Source organism: Thiorhodococcus minor (assembly GCF_010820565.1).
GTDB classification, from domain to species: domain Bacteria; phylum Pseudomonadota; class Gammaproteobacteria; order Chromatiales; family Chromatiaceae; genus Thiorhodococcus; species Thiorhodococcus minor.
The window spans coordinates 19,341-42,310 of record NZ_JAAIJQ010000048.1 but is presented as its reverse complement, the minus strand read 5'-3'; the positions used below and the strand labels follow the sequence as shown (position 1 = coordinate 42,310).

Genomic DNA, 22,970 nt, shown 5'->3' with positions numbered 1-22,970 from the left:
CGCAGTGCGGGAAATCTGCATGCTGCGTTTGACGAGGGGGGCCAGGGGCGACCCTGGCCTCTACTCTACCGGTTCCAATTGCCGAATCTAGGCTAAAGCTAGAAGAGCGGCCAGCCGCGAGCCAGGCCGCCTTGGGAGCGCCGCCTCGGCTCGACTGGCACCCGGTCGTGGCGAGGCACCGCTCCCACCCAGCGGTCAGCTGGATCTCGTTGACCTCCCGAAACGCCGATAGGCCAAAAAATGGAAATCAGCGCTAGCGCGCGAGGGCTGGGGCGTCTTCGGTCGCGTCGGCCGTCTTTCTTGGCCTCAATGCCTCGTCAAGTACCGCGTCGAGCAGACTGCGATGGCTGCCGTCGTCGGCAGTAAGGCTGGCTTTGTCGCAGGCGCAGAGGGTCATGACGGCGTCGACCTTTGCAACCTAAAAGGAGCAGTTGAACCGCAAAGGGCACAAAGAGCGCAAAGAATTTCGACACCTTGTCTGCGAAGCGATGCTCACCCAGAGGGTGAAGCGACGCAGTAATGCAAGCCCCTGTTTCTCTTCGTGTCCTTCGCGCCTTTGGGGTTCCAATTGCCGAATCTAGGTTGCAACGATATGGGGTTGTTCGGCGAGAGCCGGTACGGCGACCGGCTGACGATCTGCCGATCGAGAAGAACATTGTCTGTCCCTGTTCTGTCTGTCCCTGTTCTATTCCTGCCGACGCGGAAGACCGCTTTGGAAGGACTGCGCGATTCGCACATGGGGCTCAGGGAGACGCTGGGCTACCCGGGTCCGGACGGCAAAGGCAACGAGTCAGCGTTTCCTTGGGGCGAGAGAGCCGCCCGCCGTGGCGTGACGTTGCGTGGACGGCCGTGTCTCTGTCCGGCCTTCCAGCGGAGCGATGCTCTCTCGTCCCGCAACGAGCAAGTCAGCCATGCGAAGCCCTCGGTGCATAGTGGCAGCGGTTCTTGGCGAGCTCGAGCAGGATGCCTTCGGGAGCTCGCGGTCGCGTGAAGGGCCGCCAGTGGGGGGTTGGGATGTTCCGCCTTTCTCCGGGCGTGGTGATTCCGATGCTCCGGTACCGAAGCCTTGTGCCGAAGACGGCCTGCACCGCCATGTCGACGAAGACCTCGGCCTCGATGAGGTCGCTGCGAAGATGGGTGTCCTGAATGGCGAGCGAGTGGATCCACTTCCGCGCTCGGCAGACGGCGACCATGTCGGCGACGACATCGGGGAAGCGGTGTGAGGCGTCGAACTGCACGAAGCTGCCCTGCGGGCTCTCCAGCATCTGATCGGCAGCCACGTAGCTCGGGAAATCGCCGTGGAAGAGGCGCACAAAGCGGTCGCTTCCGGGCAAGAGGCTCAGCAGGCGCTCGTAGGTGTAGCCGAGATAGGCGGGGTTGATGTCGGCCAAGTGCAGCTCCAGCCCCAGGTCCTCCGCCGCCTGAGCGAGGTAGGCGCTCGCGCCGCCGAGAAAGACGCCGACCTCGACGATTCTCCGAATCCTGCCGCGCTTGGTGTGCAGGTGGCGGACCAGGTCGCGGTAATACTTGGGGGAGCATTGCTCGGCGAGCATCCATGGGTGGGTGCGGATGCGAGCCGAGTAGCGAGCGAACGCCGAGCGCCGCGGCAGGAGACGGCGTCCGCCCGCCAGCCCGCGGTGCGCTGCCGCCGCGGGGATGCCGTACTTCTCCAGCAGATCGGGCGAGTCCCTATGAAGCGCGATGTCATTGAGCGAGACGAAGCGCCCGAACGTAGCAGCGGCGCGCATCTCTCGCACGAATCTCAGCTCGTCTGCGATTCCCATGGCTTGGTCTCGGCGCGATGAGGGCGCGCGCAACGACTCCCAATCGCTCAGCTGATGAGGGCCTATCCAATCCCCGGAGCGCACCAGCCAGAAACCGGAAGCGCGCGGCCTCCCGGCTCATACTATTTCGGTGGCTTGCTGTCGGCTAGGTGATCGCGTCAGGGCTGCCGCAGCCGAGAAGCGCGATGCTTCCGCCTTCACCTCGGTCTCGCGTCAGTGGAAAGAAGACGGATCGGGCTGTTGCGATCGGCTCGAGTAGGCCAGAGCTTGCGCGAGCGAGTCAAGTATTCGTGTACATCCTGCTGTTGGCGTCTAAGCAAGCACTCCGCCTAGCTTGCGTGCTGCCTCCGAGCAGATGCAGCTTTTCGGCGCCGGATTTCTCCTGGCGACCGATTGGGGCCTTCGAGCCACGAGGCTCTGGGCTCTGGCTTGTTTATTGAAGGTGGATGCGCTGCAATGCTGGTGGTGAATAAGCGATCCCCTGACCCGGCTATCGAATCCACGAGAGCGCGGAGGCCGCCAATGGATGTGCAGGCCGGCTGTTGCCAGCCAGATTCGGACAAGCGCCATGCCAGTCATGGGTCCAGGCCATGCTTCGGGCTCTTGGGATGTCGCCGACTCCGCTGGCCGCGCGACGGCTGTCGGGATTGCGCTTCGGTCGCGGCGCCGCCATGACCACGACCCTCGACCTGAGCCACTCGATCGAACTTGACCGCCGCTTCGGGAGCTTGTGAATGGAGCTGAGGCTTCACGTGACAAACCGTCAGGGCCAGACCAGCGACCGTGAGGTCCGGCTCAGCCTCGCGCAGGGCAGTCTCACCATCGGCCGGGCCGTCACCAGTGACCTCTGTCTCGACGACCCCGAGCGCGTCATTTCAGGGAATCATGCCCGGATCGAGGTCCGCGAGGGCGGTGTCTGGGTCGTCGACACCAGCCGCAACGGGACCTATTTGAATAGTGGCCCCGACCCCATTCCCCAGCATCAGTCGGTCGCACTCTATGACGGGGACGTGCTGGGTATCGGGTCCTATGATGTGATCGTCGGCTTTGGCAGTGTGGAGGCTGCTCCAGGCGAGGAGATTCCTGACCTCTTCGGCGAGACTGGGAAGCGCGATCTTGGCGATCTCACGCCTAGCGGGCCCTCCGCCGATATTCTCGACCTGCTCGATCCCGGCGGCTCGCACGATCAGGGCGATCTGCTGCCGGATCTGCCGCCCGAGCCCAATCTGCATCAGGAGCCGTTCGCCGACGCATCTTCCCTCGACGATGGCTTGGCGGGGCCGGCGGCCGACGCGCCGCCGCGCGGCGCGCCGCATCGCCACACGCCGGTGGAGCACGTCTTCTTTCGTCCCGACGAGCAGCAGCCGGTTCCGGACAACTACGACCTTCTGAACGATGCCTGGGTGGGCGGCGAGGAGCCAGCACCTCCTATCGAGGAGCCGCCAACCTCAGGCGTGGTGCCCTTCGGGCCGGACGCCCCCGAGCCGCCGCCCGAGCCTTTTGCCGAGCCCAAGCCCGAGGTCGATGATCAGAAGACGGACGTCATCCCGGAGCTGCAGACCGAGTCGCCGGAGACGCCACCTCCCCCGCCGCGTCCCGAGCCGTCCCAGCCTCAGCCCCCCCGGCCGCAGGCCCCCCAGGCACCTGCGTCGCCCGGGGGGGAGCTGAGCGCCTTCATCGCCGGCCTCGGCTTCGGTGAGAGCGAGGAGATCGAGGATCCGCAGTCCTTCATGCGGCTCTCCGGCCAGCTGTTGCGTGCCCTCGCCGCCGGGCTGGTGCAGACCATGATCGGCCGGGCCGAGTTCAAGAGCGAGCTGCGCCTCGGGGTGACCAGCATCCGCGCCGCGCAGAACAATCCTTTCAAGTTCTCGCCCAGTACCGACGATATCCTCGACCGCCTGCTGTTTCGCCCGAGCCCCGGCTATCTCCCGGCGGTCTCGGCCGCGAGCGAGGCCTTCGACGACATCCAGGCCCACGAGATGGCGATGACCGCCGGGCTGCAGGCCGCGCTCCGCGCCCTCTTCGCGCGCTTCGAGCCGGCCAGCCTCGAGCAGCGCCTGGGCCGGGCCTCCGGGCTGGACCAGGTGCTGCCGATGGCGCGCAAGGCGAAGTATTGGGAGCTGTTCACCGACGAGTACGAAAAGGTCGCGGCGGACGCGTCCGAGGATTTCATGCAGCTCTTCGAGGACGCCTTCGCGCGGGCCTATCACGAGCAGATCGAGCGGCTGCGCGCGGCACGCTCTGCGGATCGGCGCTGAGACGAGCCGAGTGCATGGGTAATTTTGAGCCATAATCAGCCAGGTGCCCTGACACCGGAGGAGACGACCTTGGATATCCCCGTGAGCGCACGGCGCCGACAGATCTTGACCGGGCTCATCGCCCTCCCGGCTGTCTTGGCCGCCGCCTGTGGAAAGAAGCCTGAGGTCAGGCCCGCGCCTCCGCCGGACAAGCCGCCGCCCAAGCTGAGCGTCGAGATCCGCGCGGATGGCAATGCCAATCGAGGGCCGAGCGGCAAGGGGCTTCCGGTCGTCGTCCGCGTCTACACCTTGAAGAGCGCCGGCGTTTTCAATACCTCTGACTTCTATAGCCTCTTCGACAAGGACGCGGCCGTCTTGGGCGCCGACCTCATCGCGCGCGACGAGATGACGCTGGCGCCCGGGCAGTCGCTCCCGCTCGAGCGCGGGCTGAATGCCGGTGCCGGCTATCTCGGCGTGGTCGCCGCCTTCCGTGACATCGACCACAGCCTTTGGCGCGAGGCGCTGAGGCTGAATCCCGGGGTGGACAACAGGGTGCTGATCGAGGTCGGCGCTAGCAAGGTCTCCATTCGTCACCAATAGGAGCGAGCCTTGTCACTCGACAACAAGGTGCTGTGGTCCGAAGGGCTCTTTCTGCAGCCGCATCACTTTCAGCAGCAGGACCGTTACCTCGAGCACCTGGTCGGCGCCAAATCCGGGCCGGGCATGCCCTATCCCTGGGGCTTGCGGCGGCTGAAGATCGACGAGGAGCTCTTGGCCTTCGGCAAGGTCGCCGTGGTGGATCTGGCCGGCATCCTGCCCGACGGCACGCCCTTCGACGCGCCGGCGAGCGATCCGCTGCCCGAGCCGCTCGAGCTCGACGAGAACGTCGCCGGCGAGGTCCTCTATCTCGCCCTGCCCCTGCGCCAGCCGGGTGCGGCGGAGAGCGGCAGCTCGAGCGATGCCGAGACCATCCTCAGATATCGCTCGGCGGAGCTGACGGTGCGGGACAACATCGCGGGCTCGGAGACCGATGCGGTGGTCGATGTCGGTCGGCTGGGGCTGCGGCTGATGCTCGAGCGGCAGTCGCGCGACGGCTACGCCTGCTGCGGGATCACCCGCATTGTCGAGTGTCGCGCCGACCGCCAGGTGCTGCTCGATGCCGGCTACATCCCGTCCTGCATGGATTTCCAGGTCTCGCGGCGGCTGTCGGACTTCGTCGAAGAGCTGACCGGGCTCCTGCACCGCCAGGCCGAGTCGCGCGCGACGCGGGTGCGCGGCGTGGGGCGGGGCGGCGTCGCGGATTGGGCCGACTTCCTGATGCTGCAGCTGCTCAACCGCGCCGAGCCGGTCGCCGCGCATCTGACCCAGGTGCGAGGGCTGCATCCGGAGGCCGTCTATCGCCACTTCCTCGCGCTGGCCGGGGAGCTGGCGACCTTCGCGAGCGATGAAAAACGCCCGCCCGATTTTCCGCCCTACAAGCATGACGCGCTCGAGACCTGCTTCGGCCCGGTGATCGACCGTCTGCGCGAGTACCTCAATCGCGAGTACGTCGAGCGGGCGATCGCCATTCCCATCCAAGAGCGCCAGTACGGGTTTCGCATCGCCTTGGTGCAAGACAGGTCGCTCCTCAGCGGCTCCCGCTTCGTGCTGGCCGCGCAGTCCAGTCTGGACTCCCAGACGCTGCGCAACCGCTTCCCGAGCCAGGTGAAGGTCGGGCCGGTGGAGAAGATCCAGGAGCTGGTCAAGCTGGCGCTGCCAGGCATCGCGCTGAGGCCCATGCCGACCGCCCCGCTGGAGATCCCCTACCATGCCGGCTTCGACTACTTCGAGCTGGAGCGTAGCGGCGACTATTGGAAACAGCTCGCCACAGGTGGCGGCTTCGGCATGCACATCGGTGGCGATTTCCCCGAGCTGACGCTCGAGCTTTGGGCGATCCGCGAGTAAGCCGTGACAGACGACGATCCTTTCCTCTCGCCAGGCGACGCAGGTCCGACGGTCATCCGCCCGATTCCAGGCGGGCGGCGCGCGCCCGGGATGGCGCCGGGCGCGGCTTCTCCGGCTCCCGCGCCAGCGCCCGCGGGCGCGCCGCCCAGCTTCCAGAAGATCGGCGAGGTGCCGGTCAATCTGGATAACCCCTTGGTCGCCTGCGCCGTGGGCCTTCTGACCGTGGCCGCCCAGCTGCGCGGCACCCAGTCCCACCCGGACCCCGATGGACTCCGCGACGGCCTGACGCGCCAGGTGCGCGACTTCGAGACCTGCGCGCGCGCCAAGGGGCTGGTCGACGCCGTGGTGCTGCCCGCCCGCTATGTGCTCTGCTCGCTGATCGACGAGTCGGTGCTCGACACGCCTTGGGGCAGCCACAGTGTTTGGAGCAACCGCGGCCTGCTCATCAGCTTCCACAACGAGGCCTGGGGCGGGGAGAAGTTCTTCACCGCGCTCGATCGGCTGCTGGCCTATCCGGCCGGGAATCTTCACCTGCTCGAGCTCATGTATCTCTGCCTGGCCCTGGGATTCGAGGGTCGCTATCGCGTCCGCGAGGGCGGTCACGGCCAGTTGGAGCGCGTGCGCGAGCAGCTCTATCAGACCATCCGTGCGCAGCGCGGCGAGCCCGAGCCCGAGCTCTCGCCCCACTGGCAGGGCGTGACCCAGAAGCGCGATCCGCTCATCCATCAGATGCCGCTGTGGGTCTTCGCCTCCATCGCCGCCCTCATCCTGCTCGCGCTCTTCGCCTATTTCACCTTCGCGCTCAATCGCGAGTCGGATCCCGTCTACCTCTCGCTCGGTAATCTGGACAAGGGGCTGCCAACGCTGACGGACCGCCCGCGGACCCCTATCCCCGGGGTCATCCCGGTGGACGAGCCGCCAGGTCCGCCGCCCTTGACGCTGCGTATTCTCTTGGCCGACGAGATCGCCGCCAACAAGCTGGAGGTGGTGGATCGGGCGCAGGGCCAGGTGGTCATCATCCGCGGCGACGCCCTCTTCGCCTCCGGGAGCAGCGCGGTCAGGTCGCAGTACATCCCCTTGCTCAAGCGGATCGCTGAGGCCTTGGCGCAGCTGCCCGGGGCCGTTCTGGTGACCGGACATTCCGACAGCGTTCCCATCAAGACCCTGCGCTTCCCCTCCAACTGGCACCTGTCCCAGGCACGCGCCGAGAACGTGCGGGATCTCTTGGTCGAGGTCGCGGGCAACCCCTCCAGGTTCACCGCCGAGGGGCGCGCGGACACTGAGCTGCGCGTCCCCGACAAGCCCAAGGATGCGCGCAACCGGCGTGTCGAGGTCATGCTGATGACGCCGGCGCGCTCCGTGGGCGGCGTGTCATCCGTCGCTGGAGTCGGCTCATGAAGGCCGTGCTGAAGTTCTTCATCTCGCGCCAGTTCCTGGTGATGGTCGGCCTGGTCGCGCTGGCGCTGCTGATCTGGTTCCTGGGGCCCATGATCAGCATCGGCGGCACCGAGCCGCTGGCCTCGGCGGGGCGCCGCTGGATGATCATCGGCATGCTGGTCGGCGTCTGGGGGCTGTCCCAGATCACCTCCGCGGTGCGCTCGCGGGCACGGAACCGCAAGCTCGTGGAGCAGCTGGCCTCCGGCCCTGAGGCTGAGGAGGATCCGGCGCAGGCGGCCTCGGAAGAGGAGCTCCAGGCCCTGCGCGAGCGCTTCGACCAGGCCCTCGCAACCCTGAAGCGCTCGGAAGGCAAGCACAAGCTGGGCGGGCGCTGGGTCTATCAGCTGCCCTGGTATCTCATCATCGGCCCGCCGGGCTGCGGTAAGACCACGGCCCTGGTCAATTCCGGGCTGCGCTTCCCGCTCGCCGACGAGCTGGGTCAGGACGCCATCCACGGCATCGGCGGCACGCGCAACTGCGACTGGTGGTTCACGGACGAGGCCGTGCTCATCGACACGGCCGGGCGCTACACCACCCAGGACAGCTACGAGCAGGTCGACAAGGCGGCCTGGCGGAACTTCCTGGAGCTGCTAAAGAAGCACCGGCCGCGCCGGCCGATCAATGGCGTGCTGGTGGCGGTGAGCTTTTCGGACCTGATGCAGCAGACCCAGGTCGAGCGCACCGCCCACGCCAAGGCCATTCGGCAACGGGTCCAGGAGCTGTGCCAGACGTTTGGCATCGCCGTGCCCGTCTATGTGCTCTTCATGAAGGCGGATCTGGTCGCCGGCTTCACCGAGTTCTTCGGCGATCTCGGCAAGGAGGCGCGTGAGCAGGTCTGGGGCACCACCTTCAAGCTGGACCAGAGCGAGCGCGCGAAGCCGGCGATCAGTGCCTTCCCGGCCGAGCTCGAGGCGCTGGTCGAGCGGCTCGACCAGCGCCTGCTCGTGCGCATGGAGCAGGAGCGCGAGCCGCACAAGCGCGCGCTGGTCTTCAGCTTCCCGCGTCAGCTCGCCGAGCTCGGGGAGGTGCTGGAGCAATTCCTGAGCGATGCCTTCGCGCCCTCGCGCTACGAGGTCCGTCCACAGGTGCGCGGCGTCTACTTCACCAGTGGTACCCAGACAGGCACGCCCATCGACCGCATCCTTGGCGCCTATGCCGCGAATTTCGGCCTGGGCCGCCAGGGCGCCCTGCCGTTTCGGGGCACCGGGAAGAGCTTCTTCCTGACACGGCTGCTGCGCGATGTGGTCTTCCACGAGGCCGGCCTCGCCGGGCTCAATCTGCGCATGGAGCGCCGCCGCGTCTGGCTGAGGCGCGGGGCCTATGCGAGCGTCGCCGCCATCTTTCTGCTCACCGCGGCGGCCTGGGCGACCAGCTATTCGCGCAACAAGCACTTCATCGAGGAGGTCGAGCAGCGCGTCCTCGACATCGAGACCCGGATCGATGCCCTGCCGCCCGAGGAGCGCAACCCGCTCGGCGTGCTGCCGCTGCTCGATGCCGCGCGCGAGATCCCGCGCGGCTATGCCGAGCGCGAGGCATCCGTGCCGCTCACCATGGGGCTTGGCCTCTATCAAGGCGACAAGCTCGGGTCTCAGGCGCAGCGCGCCTATCTGCGGATCCTCAACAAGGCGCTGCTGCCGCGCGTCATCCTGCGCCTGGAGGACCAGATCCGTCAGGCCGGCGGGGATTCCGAGTACCTCTACGACGCCCTGGGGGTCTATCTCATGCTCGGCAGCGACGAGCACTATGACGCCGAGGCCGTGCAGCTCTGGGTGGGCCGCGACTGGCAGACCAGCCTGCCGCGCGAGACGACGACCGAGCAGCAGGAATCTCTGCGCGATCACCTGGCCGCCCTGCTGGCAAGACGGCCGACGCCCCTGCCGCTCGAGCTGGACGGCGCGCTGATCGCGGATGCCAGAGACATCTTGAATCGCACCCCCTTGGCCGACCGCGTCTACGCCAGCCTCAAGCGCCGCGGCGTCGGCGACGATCTGCCGGACTTCACGGTCGCGGACGCCGGCGGAGACTTCGCCAAGCTGGTCTTCGTGCGCAGCAGCGGCCGTCCGCTCAACCAGGGCGTCCCGGCGCTCTACACCTATGACGGCTACTACCGCGGCTTTGCCGACGCCAGCACGCACATCATCGAGGCGACCGCGGCGGATAGCTGGATCCTGGGGCCGGCGGCGCGTCTGGAGCCAGACTCCGAGGAGGCGCGGCGGCTGTTCGAAGAGGTGCGCCGCCGCTACCTCAACGACTATGTGATCCAGTGGCAGCGTCTGCTCGACGACATCGACCTGGTGGCCGTTCGCGACCTCCAGCATGCGGCCGAGGTGGCGCGTATCCTCGCCGACCCCAGCGACTCGCCCCTACGCCGCCTGCTCATCGCCGCGTCGCAGCAGACCGAGCTGGACCGCAAGCCGGAGCAGGCCGAGGAGGCAGCCGCCGGCGCCGCCGAGGAGGAGGGCGGGCTCGCCGGCTTCCGCCGTCGCGTCGACCGCTATTTCGAGTCCGGCGCCACGGAGTCCGCGCCCGCCGGCGAGGCCCCGGAGGCCTATGTGACGCGGCGTTTCTCCTGGCTCCATGACCTGGTGCGCACCAATGATCGCGGGCAGGCACCCCTGGATGCCGTGCTCGAGACCCTGAGCAAGCTGCAGCTGCAGCTGCAGTCCATGGCGGCCGCCGTCTCCTCCGGGCGGGCGCCACTGGTGTCGGCGGACTCGCCCGAGATGCGGGAGGCGAGGGCGCTTGCCGACCGGCTGCCGCCCGTGCTCGGAAAATGGCTGGGTACGCTCGCGCAGGATACCTCCAACCTCTCCGCCAACCGTGCGCGCGCCCTGCTCAACAACATCTGGACGGCGGAGGTCCTGCCCTTCTGCCGCGAGGCCATCAACGACCGCTACCCCTTCGTGCGCGGGACAGAGCGCGAGACCACGCTCTTCGATTTCGGCCGATTGCTCGGGCCCGGCGGGCTCATGGACGCCTTCTTCAAGGCGAACCTCATGCCTCTGGTCGACACCGCGCGGCCGACCTGGCGCTGGGTCGACGAGAACATCGGCATTCCCAATGAGACGCTGGCGCAGTTCCAGCGCGCGGCGACCATTCGCGAGGCCTTCTTCATGAGCGGGGGCAAGACGCCGGACGTCACCTTCGAGGTCAAGCCGGTGAGCATGGATTCGCGCGTCACCCAGTTCATGCTGGACCTGGGCGGGCAGATCGTCGACTACCGCCACGGGCCGCCGCGCGGTCAAACGCTGAAATGGCCCTCGCCCGAGGGCATCGACCGTGTCCGCCTGGTCTTCGTCGACAGCACGGGCAGCGGTCCGAGCCTCACCGAAGAGGGTCCCTGGGCCTGGTTCCGGATCCTCGATCGGTCGTCCTTCCGCCCCACGCGGCAGCCCGAGAAGTTCAATGTGACCTTCTCGCTCGGCGGCCTCTCGGCGCGCTTCGAGCTGCGCGCGGTCAGCGTGCGCAATCCCTTCAAGCTCGACGAGGTTCGGGCCTTCAGGTGTCCGGGGCGGCTATGAGCGGCAAGGATCAGGCAACGCCCGGCTTCTACGGCAAGCTGCCAGGCCTGGGCGATTTCGTCAGCCGCCGGCTCCCGGTGGACTTCATCCAGCCTTGGGATCTGTGGCTGCGCGAGTCCATCGCCAGCAGTCAGGCGCAGCTGGGCGAGGATTGGCTCAATGCCTATCTGACGAGTCCGCTCTGGCGCTTCGTCCTGTCGCCCGGTGTTGCGGGCCGCAGCGGCTGGGCCGGCGTGCTCATGCCGAGCGTCGACCGGGTCGGGCGCTATTTTCCCTTCACTCTGGCCTCGCCCCTGGCTCCAGGCGCGGATAGCGTCGGTCTTCTGTGCGACTCCCCGTGGCTCGAGCAGGCCGCACGTCTCGCCCTGTCCGGGCTGCAGGACGACTGGAGCATCGAGGCGTTCGACGCGGACGTCATGGCGCTGGGTGCGCCGCCGTCCGAGGGTCAGAGCGCCGCATCCGCGTCGGTCGAGGGAATTCGGCGCAATGCCTGGCGGCTCGCGGCGGACGCGCCCTCGGATGTCCGCCAGGCTATGCCGCGCCTTCTGAATCGCGCCCTGGATCAGATGTTCTGTGCCTATAGCCTCTGGTGGTCGAGCGGCTCCGACCGGGTCGCGCCATCCATGCTCAGCTGCCAGGGACTGCCTCCCGCCGAGGGCTTCAGCGCCCTGATCGGTGGCGGCTGGGCGGCGAGCGGATGGTGGGAGCTATGAGCCTGGATTCGGCAAATCGAACCGCAAAGGCGCAAAGGACGCTAAGAAGGATGCTCCCTGGAAGAGCAAGAAGTTGCTCGATGCATCTCTTTCGCCCGCTGGGTGAGTAAGATCTCCACTCCACAACGCATTGAAATCCTTTGCGCTCTTCGCGCCTTTGCGGTTCAACCGCTCGTTTCAGGATAAGGCACAAGATCGCGGCCGCGGGAGGATTCAGCATGACCAGCACAGCCCGACTCTTCGCCTGGAAGTCCGCCGGCGTCACACATCCCGGGCGCATCCGCAGCCTGAATCAGGACGCCTATCTTGATCGTCCCGAGCTGGGGCTTTGGGTCGTTGCGGACGGGATGGGCGGGCACAGCTCCGGCGGCATGGCGAGCAGCCTCATCGTCGAGCGCATGGCGGCCATGCCCCATGCGCGGCTGCTGGGTGCCGCGGCGGACGAGGCCAGCGAGATCCTGCGGCGCGTCAATCGCGAGCTGGTCGCCGAGGCGGAGATGCTCCACGGCGACATCATCGGCTCCACCGTGGTGGCCGTCATCGCCGTCGGCGATCATTGCGCCTTGCTCTGGGCGGGGGACAGCCGCGCCTATCGGCTGCGCGACGGCGATCTGCAGCAGCTGACCCTGGATCACACCCAGGTTCAGGAGATGGTCGACGAAGGGGTGCTCACGCCCGAGCAGGCCGAGTCGCATCCTCTGTCCAACGTCTTGGTGCGTGCGGTCGGCGGTGACGTGGAGCTGGAGGTCGATCGGCGCGTCGAGGCCCTGGCGGACGGCGACCGCTATCTGCTGTGCAGCGACGGGCTGGTCAAGGAGCTGAGCCTCGCGCGCATCGGCGAGATCCTCGCCGAGCCTGAGCCGGCGTCGGCCGCAGAGACACTCATTCAGGCGGCCTGCGATGCGGGCGGGCGCGACAATGTGACCGTCCTCGTCATCGATTTCATGTCCAATCCGGGCTGACCCTTGTCCGTGCTCAGCATTCCGGCCGTGTGGATGCGCGGCGGCACCAGCAAGGGACTCTTCTTTCGCGCGCAGGATCTGCCAGCGGAGCCGGCACAACGCAATGCCATCCTGCTGCGGGCGCTCGGCAGTCCGGACCCCTACGGCAAGCAGATCGACGGGCTCGGCGGCGCCACCTCCAGCACCAGCAAGGCGGTCATCGTCGGGCCATCCGAGCGTTCGGACGCTGACGTCGACTATGGCTTCGCCCATGTCTCCATCGATTCCCCCGTCATCGACGTCAGCAGGAACTGCGGCAACCTGACCGCCGCGGTCGGCCCCTTCGCCATCGCCACTGGCCTGGTCGAGGCGGTCGAGGGCATGACCGAGGTTCGCATCTGGCAGGCCAATATCGGCAAGCGCATCCTGGCGCGTGTGCCCGTCCGTGACGGCATGCCGGTCGAGGAGGGTGATCTGCAGGTCGACGGTATCCCCTGGCCGGGCGCGGCCATCGAGCTGAGCTTCCTGGATCCTGGTGGATCCGCGGAGGCCCCCTTGCTGCCGACTGGCCGCAGGCGCGACCGCCTCGATGTCCCGGGTGTCGGCAAGCTCGATGTCAGCTTGGTCAATGCCGGCAATCCAACCGTTTTCGTCCGCGCATCGGACCTCGGGCTCAGCGGCCGTGAGCAGCCCGCCGAGATCGACGCCGACGCGGACGGCTTGGCGCGATTCGAGCGCATCCGCGCGCAGGCGGCGGTTGCCATGGGGCTCGGCGACGCGCCCGAGGTGGTCAGCCGCGAGCGCCCGGCGACGCCCAAGCTCGCCTTCGTCGCGCCGGCCGCCGACGATCGCGCCTCGAGCGGCGTACCCATCCGAAGCCAAGACATGGATCTCCTCGCCCGCATCCTCTCCATGGGCCGACTCCATCACGCCTTCCCCGGAACGGGCGCCGTCGCCCTGGCCGTGGCCGCCGCGATGCCGGGGACCCTGGTCAACGAGATGACACCCTGGGCAGGCCAAGGAGGCGAGCGCCGCACGCGGATCTGTCATCCGTCGGGTCTGCTCGAGGTCGGCGCCGAAGTCACCTCGGACGGCAACGGCTGGCGCGCGCACCAGGTCATCATGCGCCGCACGGCGCGCCGCCTGATGGTTGGGCAGGTGCTGGTGCCCATGCGTGGTCTTGATCGTCAGTTGGACGGGTAGGGTAGACTCGCGCGCGCAGTCCACCGAATCCCGCGCCGGCCTTGGTGGACCGCGCTTGTCCGCCCGACACCGGGAGGCCGGGCCGGCCGATGGTCCTAGACAGAGCTGCCAGCCACCAGCGCCAGCTTCAGGTTTCGTCTTGGGGCTGCTTTCAGGTCGTCTCCGAGCCGCCCAGTGGCTGACCGGCTGGCCGGCCAGAAAATCCGACAACGGTATGATTTCCTCCGCTGGCCGCTGGCCGCTGGCCGCTGGCCGCTGACTGCTCCAATTAGGACGATCGGCGCAGGGCAAGACGCCAGCGAGTGCTTTGGCAGGCCAGATTGGTCCTGCTGTCCGCCTTGACCTGCTCGAATCGATCCAGACTTGGCCGCCGGCCGAGTCAGGCTCCCCATGAGAGGCGGCTGAGGTCGGTGCCCGCCCGCTGAAGCCGAGCCGCTCCCAACGCGCTCCTTCGTGCTTCGGCATCTTCTTTGCTGAAAGGCAGCCGTGTAGGCCAGATCTTGGCTATTATTTCCTAGTATCCTGGTCAATCATTGGCACGGCCGCTTGGCGACATGCATGAGGTGCGCGTGGATGGATAATCCGGACTTGCAGCTGCCGCAGATCTCGCGCTATCGCGTGGAGGCTGTCCTCGGGCGCGGTGGAATGGCGACGGTCTTCCTCGCGGTCCAGGAATCGCTCGCGCGCCAGGTCGCCCTCAAGGTGATGACGGAGGACCTGAGCCGGCAGCCGGAGTTCAGGAGCCGCTTCTTGAAAGAGGGGCGTCTGATCGCCCAGCTGGCGCACCCGAACATCGTGACCATCTACGATATCGGGGTGTCCGAGGAGCTGCACTACTTCTCCATGACCTATCTGCCGGGTGGAACGCTCAAGGAGAGGATCCGCGCCGGCGCGCCCCTTGCGGATGCGCTGGACATTCTGAGGAGCCTGGCGAGCGCGCTGGCCTATGCCCATCACCAAGGCATCGTGCACCGTGACATCAAGCCGAGCAATGTCCTCTTCAACGCTGCCGGTGCCGCGGTCTTGGCGGACTTCGGGATTGCGAAGAACGTCGGCGAGGAGACGCAGCTCACCTCGACGGGACTCACCCTCGGCAGCGTTCCCTACATGAGTCCCGAGCAGTTCCAGGGCGACCCGGTCGATCATCGAGCGGATCTCTACGGCCTCGGCGTCCTCTTCTGGCAAATGCTGACCGGCAGTCTGCCCTTCCAGGCGCGTGACCCCTTCGCCGTCGCGGTGATGCACACCAAGGCGCCGATTCCGCAGCTGCCGAGCGAGCTGCGCCACTTCCAGCCTCTGATTGCGCGACTCTTGGCAAAGCGCCCGGACGACCGCTTCAGCTCGGCCGATGAGGTCATTGGGGCGATCGAGGCCATCCCGGAGCGGCTGCGCAAGATCGCGGCACCGGCGAGCGCTGTCACCAACACCGTGCCCATGCTCAATCCCACCCGCTCGGGCAGATCCCATGGGGCTGAGGTCGCTCAGGCGTCCGCGCGACCCGCGCCTGGCCGGTCGCGCCTCTGGGTCGCCGCGGCCTCTGTCGTTGCGCTGGCCTTTGGTCTGGGCGGCTACTTCGGGCTCGGCTATCTCGGCTCGAGCGGAACGGCCCCGAAGGAGGGCGCCGCGAGCGCGGTGCAGAGCAGCGTCAGCCTGGGTGCGGATCCAAAGGACTTGCTGCAGCGTGCCGAGCAGCGGATGCGGGAGGGAAAGATTCTCGCGCCGCCGGGAGACAACGCCTTCGAGCTCTTCCGGCAGCTGCTCTCACTCGATCCGGAGAACGTCCAGGCCAAGCAGCGCCTCGTCGACATCGGGCGGATCCGGGCGGCGGATCGCATCCTGAGCGTCGCCGAGGACAAGCTCCGTCAGGGTGCCATCGAGGATGCCCAGCAGCTCATCCGAACCGGCCTGAAGCTCAATCCGGAGGACGAGCGCTTGATCGGGCTCGCGCGCGCCCTCGAGTAGGCCAGCGGGCGATCGCGGGGATCCGAGACCCGGCTCGGCGGCGGATACTGTAAGGGCTCGTGGCTGGCACGCCCTGGGCGGCCACGCGGTCTCATGCGGTTCAGGGCACAGAGGTCGAGAGCCAAGATTCCTCGACCCGATCTGATCACTTGTCGATCTGATCACTGGTCGATCTGGTCACTGAGCGACTACCTTTCCAGGAGACTCCATCATGAAACACTTGCTGACTGTCGTCGCCCTTGCCGCCTTGGTGTCTTCCGTCCCTTCGGGGGCTGTCGAAGAGGGCGTCTTCTACCGCGTCGTCACCAATTCCAACGTGCGCGCCGCGCCAACCACCAATTCACAGAAGATCGGCTACCTGAAGGAAGGCTCTTCGGTCAGGGTCGTCGGCAGCGCGGCCGGGGGGAACTGGCACCAGGTGCGCTTGAGCAGCGGTCAGATGGGCTTCGTCTTTGGGAGTCTGTTGGAGTCAGAGGGCGGCGAAGGGGCATTGGAGACGACCGCACCCAGCTTGAAGGGCGGACCCACGGAGGCGCCGGAGGACGCCTTCGCCTACATCATCTGGCCCAATGACGGCGAGGTCATCCCAGGCGGCGACTTCGTGGTGCTCTTCGGACTGCACGGCATGGGGATCGCCCCCGCAGGTGTCGACAAGCCCTTCACAGGCCACCAGCATTTGCTTGTCGATACCGACCTTCCGCCGCTCGACGAGCCCATCCCCGCAACCGATCGGCACATTCACTTCGGGCGCGGCCAGACCGAGTATCACCTCACCCTGCCCAAGGGTAAGCACACGCTCCAACTGCTGCTTGGAGATGCCGGCCACATCCCGCACACGCCTCCGGTGATGTCGGAGCGCATCACCATCACGGTTCCCTAGTCCCGCGTCTCGCCCCCAGGCTGCGATCCCATCGTGGCCATGGGCGACATCCGTGCTGGGAGTGCGGCCTCCAGGCCGACATCAGGAGTGCCATGAGCGCCTGATGTACGCATCCAGAGAGACCCGTCCTGGTCCGCGCACCATCAGGTAGAGCAGGAGCGCGGCCCAGACGCCATGGGTTGGATAGGCGTCCGGATAGACGAAGAGCTGAATGACCGCCGTCATGGTCAGGAGCCCCAGCGCGGCGAGGCGTGTCCCTAGGCCGAGCAGGATCAGGACCGGCAAGGCGTGCTCCGCCAATGCCGCCAGGGTCGCGGCCAGCTCGGGGGAGAGCACCGGCAGGCGGTATTCCTCGCGGAAAAGAAAGACCGCCGAATCGGATAGCCGAGGCCAGCCGAGCGTGAGGCTGCGATCGACGAGGTCGAGCGAGAATCCCTCGATCTTGGTCTGTCCGGACTTCCAGAAGACGGCCGCGATCGAGAAGCGCCCGATCAGCGCGATGAAGTCCTCCGGGATGCGCGTCATCGCCCGATTGGCGGCGGTGATCCAGTGCGACACCGACCGCCCGGGATGGACCGTCTGGGCTTGGATGGGATGCGTGGTGCCCTTCATGGTGCGGGATCTCCAGGTGGCTGCCAGGCGACGATGGCGCCGTGACGGATGAGGGAGGCGAGGCACTGTGTCAGGTCGAAATCCGGGGCCGACTCCAGGGCCGCGGCAGTGGCGTCTCCGAGCGTCGCGCCCGTCTTCAGCAGGCTCAGGAAGGCGGCCGTCGCCGGGGGGGTGGGCAGAATCAAGACGTCGTCGCCGCTACGCAGCACCAACGCGGATTCCTGCCGCTCGACCTCCAATGCCCTTGGCGGTGCGGCACCCTGATGCGCGGCCCAGATCGAGACCACGGCATGCGACGAGCTGAGCAGGCTGAGGGAGGGATGCAACTGCAGGCGCGTGCCTGGCAGCTGCTCTGGACGCTGTAGCTGGCTCGTCAGCAGGGCGGTCGAGACCGCCTCCGCATCGGCCGCGTGATAGGCCCGCACCCTCAGTCGCTCCAGACGGGCCACGTCGGGGAGGTAGGCAAGGCCGGCGGCCGGCTCGAAGCCTGCGATGAATGCAGGGAAGCTGTCGCCGTACTCGGCCAGCACCGGCGAGCGCGGCGGCTCGGCCAGGATGTACTCCCGCGCCATCCACAGGAAGAAGTCCTCTCCCACTAGGCTCTGGGTGACGGGAAAGCCGTCGGCCAAAGCTCCGACCAGCGACACCACGACATTGTTGCGGTACACGTCGAAGCGCACCCCTGGGTCCGAGTCGTTCCAGGTCGTAAGCCCCGGGGGCGCCGGTCGATTCGGGGCGCGCAGGCCGGCGGCGAAGGGGGCGAAAAAGGCGGCCGCGGCGCTCATCAGGCGGTCTCCCGCACTATCGAGTCGCGCATGATGGATCGCGCGCGGGCCGCCTCGGCGACCAGCGCCTCCAGCGGCGGAATGCATTGATCGCGCTCGATCAGGGTCGGGCGGGGGCCGAGGTGGCTGATGGTCCGGCGGTATAGCGCCCAGACCGCTTCGGCGACGGCTGCGCCATGCGTATCGATCAGCAAGGGGGCGCCGGCGCCATCGCGGTCCTCAGCAAAGCCAGCAAGGTGGATCTCGGCGATGGCGTCTGCCGGAAGGGCAGAGATGAGGGCCCAAGGGTCGCGGCCGTGATTGACGCCGCTGATGTAGGCGTTGTTGACGTCCAGCAGCAGGCCGCAGCCGGTGCGGCGAACGACCTCGGCCAGGAAGTCGCCCTCGTCCAGGGTCGAGGCCGCGAAGCCGACGTAGGTGCTGGGATTCTCCAGCAGTATCGGGCGCCGGATCTGCTCTTGAGCCTGATGAAGATGGGAGCAGACGCGCTCGAGGCTGGCGGTATCGTATGGAATCGGCAGTAGGTCGTTGAAAAAGGCCCCGCCATGGCTGGACCAGGCCAGATGCTCCGAGAACCACTGGGGCTCGAAGCGTCGGACCAAGTCGGCGATTCGCGTCAGATGGTCCTGGTCCAATGGGCCGGGTCCGCCGATCGAGAGTCCGACCCCATGGATGGAGAGGGCGAAGCGGCTCCGGACCGCCTCGAGGTGACGCAGATTGGGTCCGCCCGCGACCAAGTAGTTCTCCGCGTGCACCTCGAAGAAGTCCAGGGCCGCAGGCGCCCCGAGGATCTCCGGGACATGCTCCGGCTTGAGGCCGAGACCGATCGCGGTCGGACGAGTCGTGAGATCTGTCATCGGATGATCCTCGGGAGGCGGCTCTGTGCTATTGCGCCTTGAAGGCCATCAACTGGCCATAGCCCGTGGGCGAGGTCGTCGAGGCGGTCTGCTCGCAAGTGCCTTTGGGCACCAGTTTCCAGGCGTTCGCCTGGTGATCGACCTTCGAGGAGCCGGCGCAGCTGGTGCCTGGGCCAGCTGCACAGTCGTTCTTGCCCTTGAGCGCGACACCGAAGCACTTCTCCATCTCGCCGCTCTCGGCGGCGACAGCTGTGTCGATCAGGGTGATGGCACTACCCAAGGCCAAGGCGAGTGCGGCGGCGGTCGTCGGGATGGCACGGGATTGAGTCATGATGAATGCTCCTAGTGACAGAAGTGATGAGGTCGATCTCTGAGTGACGCGGCCGAGGTGGTCGACACCGAGCGGCCATCGCTGTCGGGGCTGTCGTCGCGGCTGGCTCCGATCGCGCCCTCAGTGACTCAATCGTCCGAGTGCTTTGGTTGGTTACAGGCAGGAGCAAAAATACTCCGCACCGCTCAGCACGGCGGCGTTCGGCAGTGCTTGAGGGTGCGGCTATCATCGACCGACGGAGCAGGGCGGGCGTGCGGCAAGTGAGGTTCAATTGCCAGTCGGCATTGGTCGGGCAAGCACCGTGCGACGCATTCTTGCAGCGGAGCAGGCAGGCAGACGAGTCGGTGCAGATGGCGTCCGAGGATTCGATCTCATCGGAGGACGCCGGCTTAGGAGTTTGCGGCGATACGGCTAGTACTTGATGGCGCTACCGCCGCTTATCGCATCGACATACTGTCGATGCCATGCTCGATCGACATACAGCCAAACATCCTCGATCGGAGAATCGCGTCGAGGCACTGATTGCTCGCGTCCCATGACGATCAGCTTCGGGATCTCGAAGTTGACCGTCGAGTGCACGCGGGCGACGTTCCCGTCGATCTCGAGGCTGCGAATCTCGTGAGCGTGATACACGAACTGACCGCGTCGAGCGGCGAAGGCATCAAAGGGCATTCGGGCTCGAAAAAACGGATCGTGGTGATCGTAGGCTCGTCGCAAGTCGCCCGCTTGCAGCGCATCCCAGTAGTCGTTGACCGTTTTTCTGAGCTCGAGGCGCTTGTCGTCGGTGCTGTCTTGATGTCTCTCTCGCTGCGCGCGACCAAACGCATCCTGCCAGCTAAGGCGCACTAGCGTCCCATCGGCCTTCTTTCGCGCATCGGTTCTGTACGCATACCAGGCGATGAAGAGGTCGTCCTTACGTGCTCGAATGCGCGGTCGCATGGCATAGTGTCGTTCGTCCGAGACTTGGATGTCTTGGTCGAGCCAGCTCCGACCTCGGTCTCGCGATAGCTGCAGATGCACCGCCGCCCGGATATCGCGTGAGTCTTCCCAGGCGACGGCAACTCGATCGCCGGATACTGCGAGATCCGGAAGCCATGCCCTGGTCGCTGACACCTTTGGACGACTGATCTGCTGAAACTCCCAGGTCTTGCCCCAGTCGTTGCTGGCCGCGGCGTAGATGCGTTGCTTGAAGTGATCACTATCCTCACCACTTAGCACGATCAGGATCCGTCCATCGTCCCAAGCACTGGCGGTCGCTCTGGCAACGTCCAAGCCTTTGGCATCTGGGATCGCAAAGTCCTGCCATTCCCTCCCATGATGTAAGGCTATGCCGAGCCCAAGAGTCCCGTCACGCTGGTACTTGTAGACGACGCCCGGCTTTTTGGAATGCACCAGAGGCTCTATGAAGACGAATCGGTCAGCTTCGCTGACCAGCTTGACGGGACCATCTCGCTCAAGCGAGGGCAGTCGATAGGTCAAGGCACTGATAACAGCCTGAGTGTCAGTGGACGAAGTCACAAAAAGATAGAGTCGTTGCTCGGTGACAACTGCGGAAAGCAGCGCGATCGATCCGATCTCTGCGATGTCAAGCTCAATGCGCTTGCCAACCGAGGGGCTGGATTCGTCGCCCAATGAGGTGACCTGCACCCTCGGATTCGGACCAAGCGAAGCGTCCAACACATAGCGCCGACCTCTTTCGTCGGCAACCACCCGCACGGCGTTGGACGAGATGCGCGAAGCGATCTCGACTGGTGCTGGCAGCTCGCCTTGCGCGGGCACCTCCAGGAGCTGGAGCTTTCGGCCCTCGCCGCTTGCGGTGAGCCAGGCAACGATTGAAGATGCCCGGCTCGCTGCTGCAGAAATGTCGCGGATGCGGCCATCCTTGGCGGGCTGGAGGAGGTGGGGTGGCGTGTCGGGCCGCGATGATTGCGCGACGAGGTCGCCACCGCGCGTCTCGAATAGCCAAGGCGGGCTCAAGACCGGCCCGAAGCGGAGATCGACGGCTGCGTCCTCGTTCGGCGCTCCATACGCGCAGCCTGCCAACAATGCCAAGCCAAGTAGGGTCAGGCTTACACCGGATCGCGTCATGGTCGAGGCTCCTACAAAAAAGGGAGGGACTCGGCCCTCCCCATCAGCGTCTCCCTGATTCAGTCTCGCGTCTAAGGCTGGCCGGGCCCGCTCAGCAGATATCCGTTATTGTTTGTGCCGCCGTAAGCCGGGTCGTTGAGTACGTAGTCGAGCTTATAGATGATCGCTGGGCTCCCGATACTCTGGAAGAAACCCCAACCGCCCGTCGATGCAACGGCCGCTCGCGTGGTGCTGTCCATCAAGTCTTCGAGGTCCACTGCGCCGGTGCAGGTGATCGACGGATTGATGGTCGGCAGTGTGTAGGTCGTGCTCGAGCGATCGACCAGGCTGCCCGCCAATCGAGCGACTGATTGCAGATTCGACGAATCCATGTTGCTGCCCACTGGGGTGACGAAGAAGCGTGTGGTCCAGTCATCGGGCGGGAAGAAACTGAAGGGTTTCAGGCCGCCTGAGGTTAGCTCACTCTCGATCCCCGCGGCAGTGAAATTGTAGTCTTCTAAGGTGCTGTCATTGATCGCCCGCATTCCCCAAGCAGCGCCACTGGCGATGTCTAGGATGACCGCCTCGCCGCCGAGTAGCACGTTGCCACCGGCGTTTGTTTGTGTGCCACTAGCATTGGCATGGGTGACCAGGAGGTAGCCCCGCTTCGGGCCGGACTGGCCGAGCCCAAACCCCCCACCATAGACGTCTACGTCGCCGAAAAGGGCTTCGCCGTTCTCGAGCGTTCCGGAGACGTCAAAGCTGACGAGATCTCGGTCGAACGTATTGCGCGCAAAGCTCGTCGTGTTGCAGGTACCCCCGATGTTTGGGGCCCCGGCCGATATGGCGTCCTTGTAGCGATACGTGTATCTAAGCTGGGGTGGTGTGGCGGTTGCGTTGTTGACCACAGAGACGATCGTAATGACGTTTGGGGGGTTGGATGTCAGTACAGGGAAGAGCAAGGTATCGGCAACGGCCGGTGTTCCCGAAAGCAGTCCAATGCTCGCTGAAAGGAGTGCGCCTCTGGTAATGCGTTTCTTCTCAATGTTCATGTTTTCCTCCTTTACCACCGCCAACGAAATAACACCTCGTGCATTCCGGCTAGCCGCGCCGACCATCCCCGCCGCTCCTGAGATGATGTCTGCGACCCAAAGAGCCGTCGTGGCAAGGGATTGCCTCATTAGAGCTTATTTGACTCGGCCCTCGGGTAGAGCATTCTGAGCTTCGGATCAGCATAAGCTCTGGTGTCGATCCCAGTGTAGTCAATAATCTCAACCTCGACGCTCGGCGAAGGCGATAATCGAAGAAAGGACGCTTTTGGCGCCAGCGCACCTTAGGCTCGTTGAAGAATCTGGTCTACTGCGGGACGCAACAAGGGCCCGGATTGCCGGCGGCCCTGATGTTGAGTGCATGGGCCGTCGAGCAAAGGGTTCGCCGGCGGTTCCCTATGCGCCAGTCTCCGGGGCCCGCTTGCGGGAGGCTATCGCCGACTCCGGGGGGGGGTTGATGGAAGGCTCCAAGTCCCGAGCAGCGCATTGACTTGCGGAGTGCTCTGAGCTGGCGTGGCCTTCAGCATATCGACTTGGCGAGAGTGACCGGAAGGCGACCGAATCCTCGTCCAGCTCTGGCGCGATGCTGGCTGCTGGTCTTCGAGAGAGGGCATCTCGTGATCGGACAAGCTCGATCCCACAGCGCG

At 66.1% G+C, this 22,970-nt stretch carries 17 protein-coding genes; 10 read left to right on the top strand and 7 right to left on the bottom strand.

Translation table 11 applies throughout. The features are described from left to right. Positions 1–905 precede the first annotated feature (905 nt). Positions 906–1,784, bottom strand: a complete 879-nt coding sequence (locus G3446_RS15945; protein ID WP_164453825.1) for a class I SAM-dependent methyltransferase — start codon at positions 1,782–1,784, stop codon at positions 906–908. A gap of 752 nt (positions 1,785–2,536) precedes the next feature. On the opposite strand from G3446_RS15945, the gene tagH reads away from it, so the two are divergent. The 10 genes from tagH (at position 2,537) to G3446_RS15895 (ending at position 16,622) form a co-directional block, all read left to right on the top strand. Continuing rightward, positions 2,537–4,042: a type VI secretion system-associated FHA domain protein TagH gene (tagH, locus tag G3446_RS15940; protein ID WP_164453824.1), complete on the top strand. Its 1,506-nt coding sequence runs from the start codon at positions 2,537–2,539 to the stop codon at positions 4,040–4,042. 69 nt (positions 4,043–4,111) lie between these two features. Beyond that, positions 4,112–4,621 (top strand): type VI secretion system lipoprotein TssJ, encoded by a 510-nt coding sequence (gene tssJ, locus G3446_RS15935; RefSeq protein WP_245232542.1) that lies wholly within the window; start codon positions 4,112–4,114, stop codon positions 4,619–4,621. Between the two features lie 9 nt (positions 4,622–4,630). Then, entirely contained in the window at positions 4,631–5,965 is a 1,335-nt protein-coding gene (gene tssK / locus G3446_RS15930) for a type VI secretion system baseplate subunit TssK (protein WP_164453823.1), read from the top strand. Between the two features lie 3 nt (positions 5,966–5,968). Then, positions 5,969–7,363 (top strand): type IVB secretion system protein IcmH/DotU, encoded by a 1,395-nt coding sequence (gene icmH, locus G3446_RS15925; RefSeq protein ID WP_164453822.1) that lies wholly within the window; start codon positions 5,969–5,971, stop codon positions 7,361–7,363. Next, a complete protein-coding gene (tssM, locus tag G3446_RS15920; RefSeq protein WP_164453821.1) occupies positions 7,360–10,923 on the top strand; it encodes a type VI secretion system membrane subunit TssM in 3,564 nt (1,187 codons plus the stop codon). The genes icmH and tssM overlap by 4 nt, the downstream gene beginning before the upstream one ends. Then, positions 10,920–11,636, top strand: a complete 717-nt coding sequence (gene tagF / locus G3446_RS15915; RefSeq protein ID WP_164453820.1) for a type VI secretion system-associated protein TagF — start codon at positions 10,920–10,922, stop codon at positions 11,634–11,636. The genes tssM and tagF overlap by 4 nt, the downstream gene beginning before the upstream one ends. A 218-nt stretch (positions 11,637–11,854) precedes the next feature. Continuing rightward, positions 11,855–12,598 (top strand): PP2C family protein-serine/threonine phosphatase, encoded by a 744-nt coding sequence (locus G3446_RS15910; protein ID WP_164453819.1) that lies wholly within the window; start codon positions 11,855–11,857, stop codon positions 12,596–12,598. A gap of 9 nt (positions 12,599–12,607) precedes the next feature. Next, entirely contained in the window at positions 12,608–13,780 is a 1,173-nt protein-coding gene (gene prpF, locus G3446_RS15905) for a 2-methylaconitate cis-trans isomerase PrpF (protein ID WP_342450134.1), read from the top strand. Between the two features lie 573 nt (positions 13,781–14,353). Further along, positions 14,354–15,742, top strand: a complete 1,389-nt coding sequence (locus G3446_RS15900; protein ID WP_164453817.1) for a serine/threonine-protein kinase — start codon at positions 14,354–14,356, stop codon at positions 15,740–15,742. 211 nt (positions 15,743–15,953) lie between these two features. Then, a complete protein-coding gene (locus G3446_RS15895) occupies positions 15,954–16,622 on the top strand; it encodes a DUF4399 domain-containing protein (protein ID WP_164453816.1) in 669 nt (222 codons plus the stop codon). 81 nt (positions 16,623–16,703) lie between these two features. On the opposite strand, the gene G3446_RS15890 is transcribed toward G3446_RS15895, so the two are convergent. From G3446_RS15890 to G3446_RS15865, 6 genes are all read right to left on the bottom strand, one after another. Then, the gene (locus G3446_RS15890; protein ID WP_164453815.1) at positions 16,704–17,234 is read right to left on the bottom strand and encodes a DoxX family protein; all 531 of its coding nucleotides are present in this window, start codon (positions 17,232–17,234) and stop codon (positions 16,704–16,706) included. Next, a complete protein-coding gene (locus G3446_RS15885; RefSeq protein ID WP_164453814.1) occupies positions 17,231–18,019 on the bottom strand; it encodes an HvfC/BufC N-terminal domain-containing protein in 789 nt (262 codons plus the stop codon). The genes G3446_RS15890 and G3446_RS15885 overlap by 4 nt, the downstream gene beginning before the upstream one ends. After that, positions 18,019–18,876, bottom strand: a complete 858-nt coding sequence (gene bufB, locus G3446_RS15880; RefSeq protein ID WP_164453813.1) for an MNIO family bufferin maturase — start codon at positions 18,874–18,876, stop codon at positions 18,019–18,021. Before bufB ends, G3446_RS15885 begins: the two co-directional genes overlap by 1 nt. A gap of 28 nt (positions 18,877–18,904) precedes the next feature. Then, a complete protein-coding gene (locus G3446_RS15875) occupies positions 18,905–19,207 on the bottom strand; it encodes a BufA1 family periplasmic bufferin-type metallophore (protein WP_164453812.1) in 303 nt (100 codons plus the stop codon). 411 nt (positions 19,208–19,618) lie between these two features. Continuing rightward, positions 19,619–21,295, bottom strand: a complete 1,677-nt coding sequence (locus tag G3446_RS15870; protein WP_164453811.1) for a hypothetical protein — start codon at positions 21,293–21,295, stop codon at positions 19,619–19,621. 71 nt (positions 21,296–21,366) lie between these two features. Beyond that, complete coding sequence (locus G3446_RS15865) at positions 21,367–22,326, bottom strand: hypothetical protein (RefSeq protein ID WP_164453810.1); 960 nt, start codon at positions 22,324–22,326, stop codon at positions 21,367–21,369. Positions 22,327–22,970 lie beyond the last annotated feature (644 nt).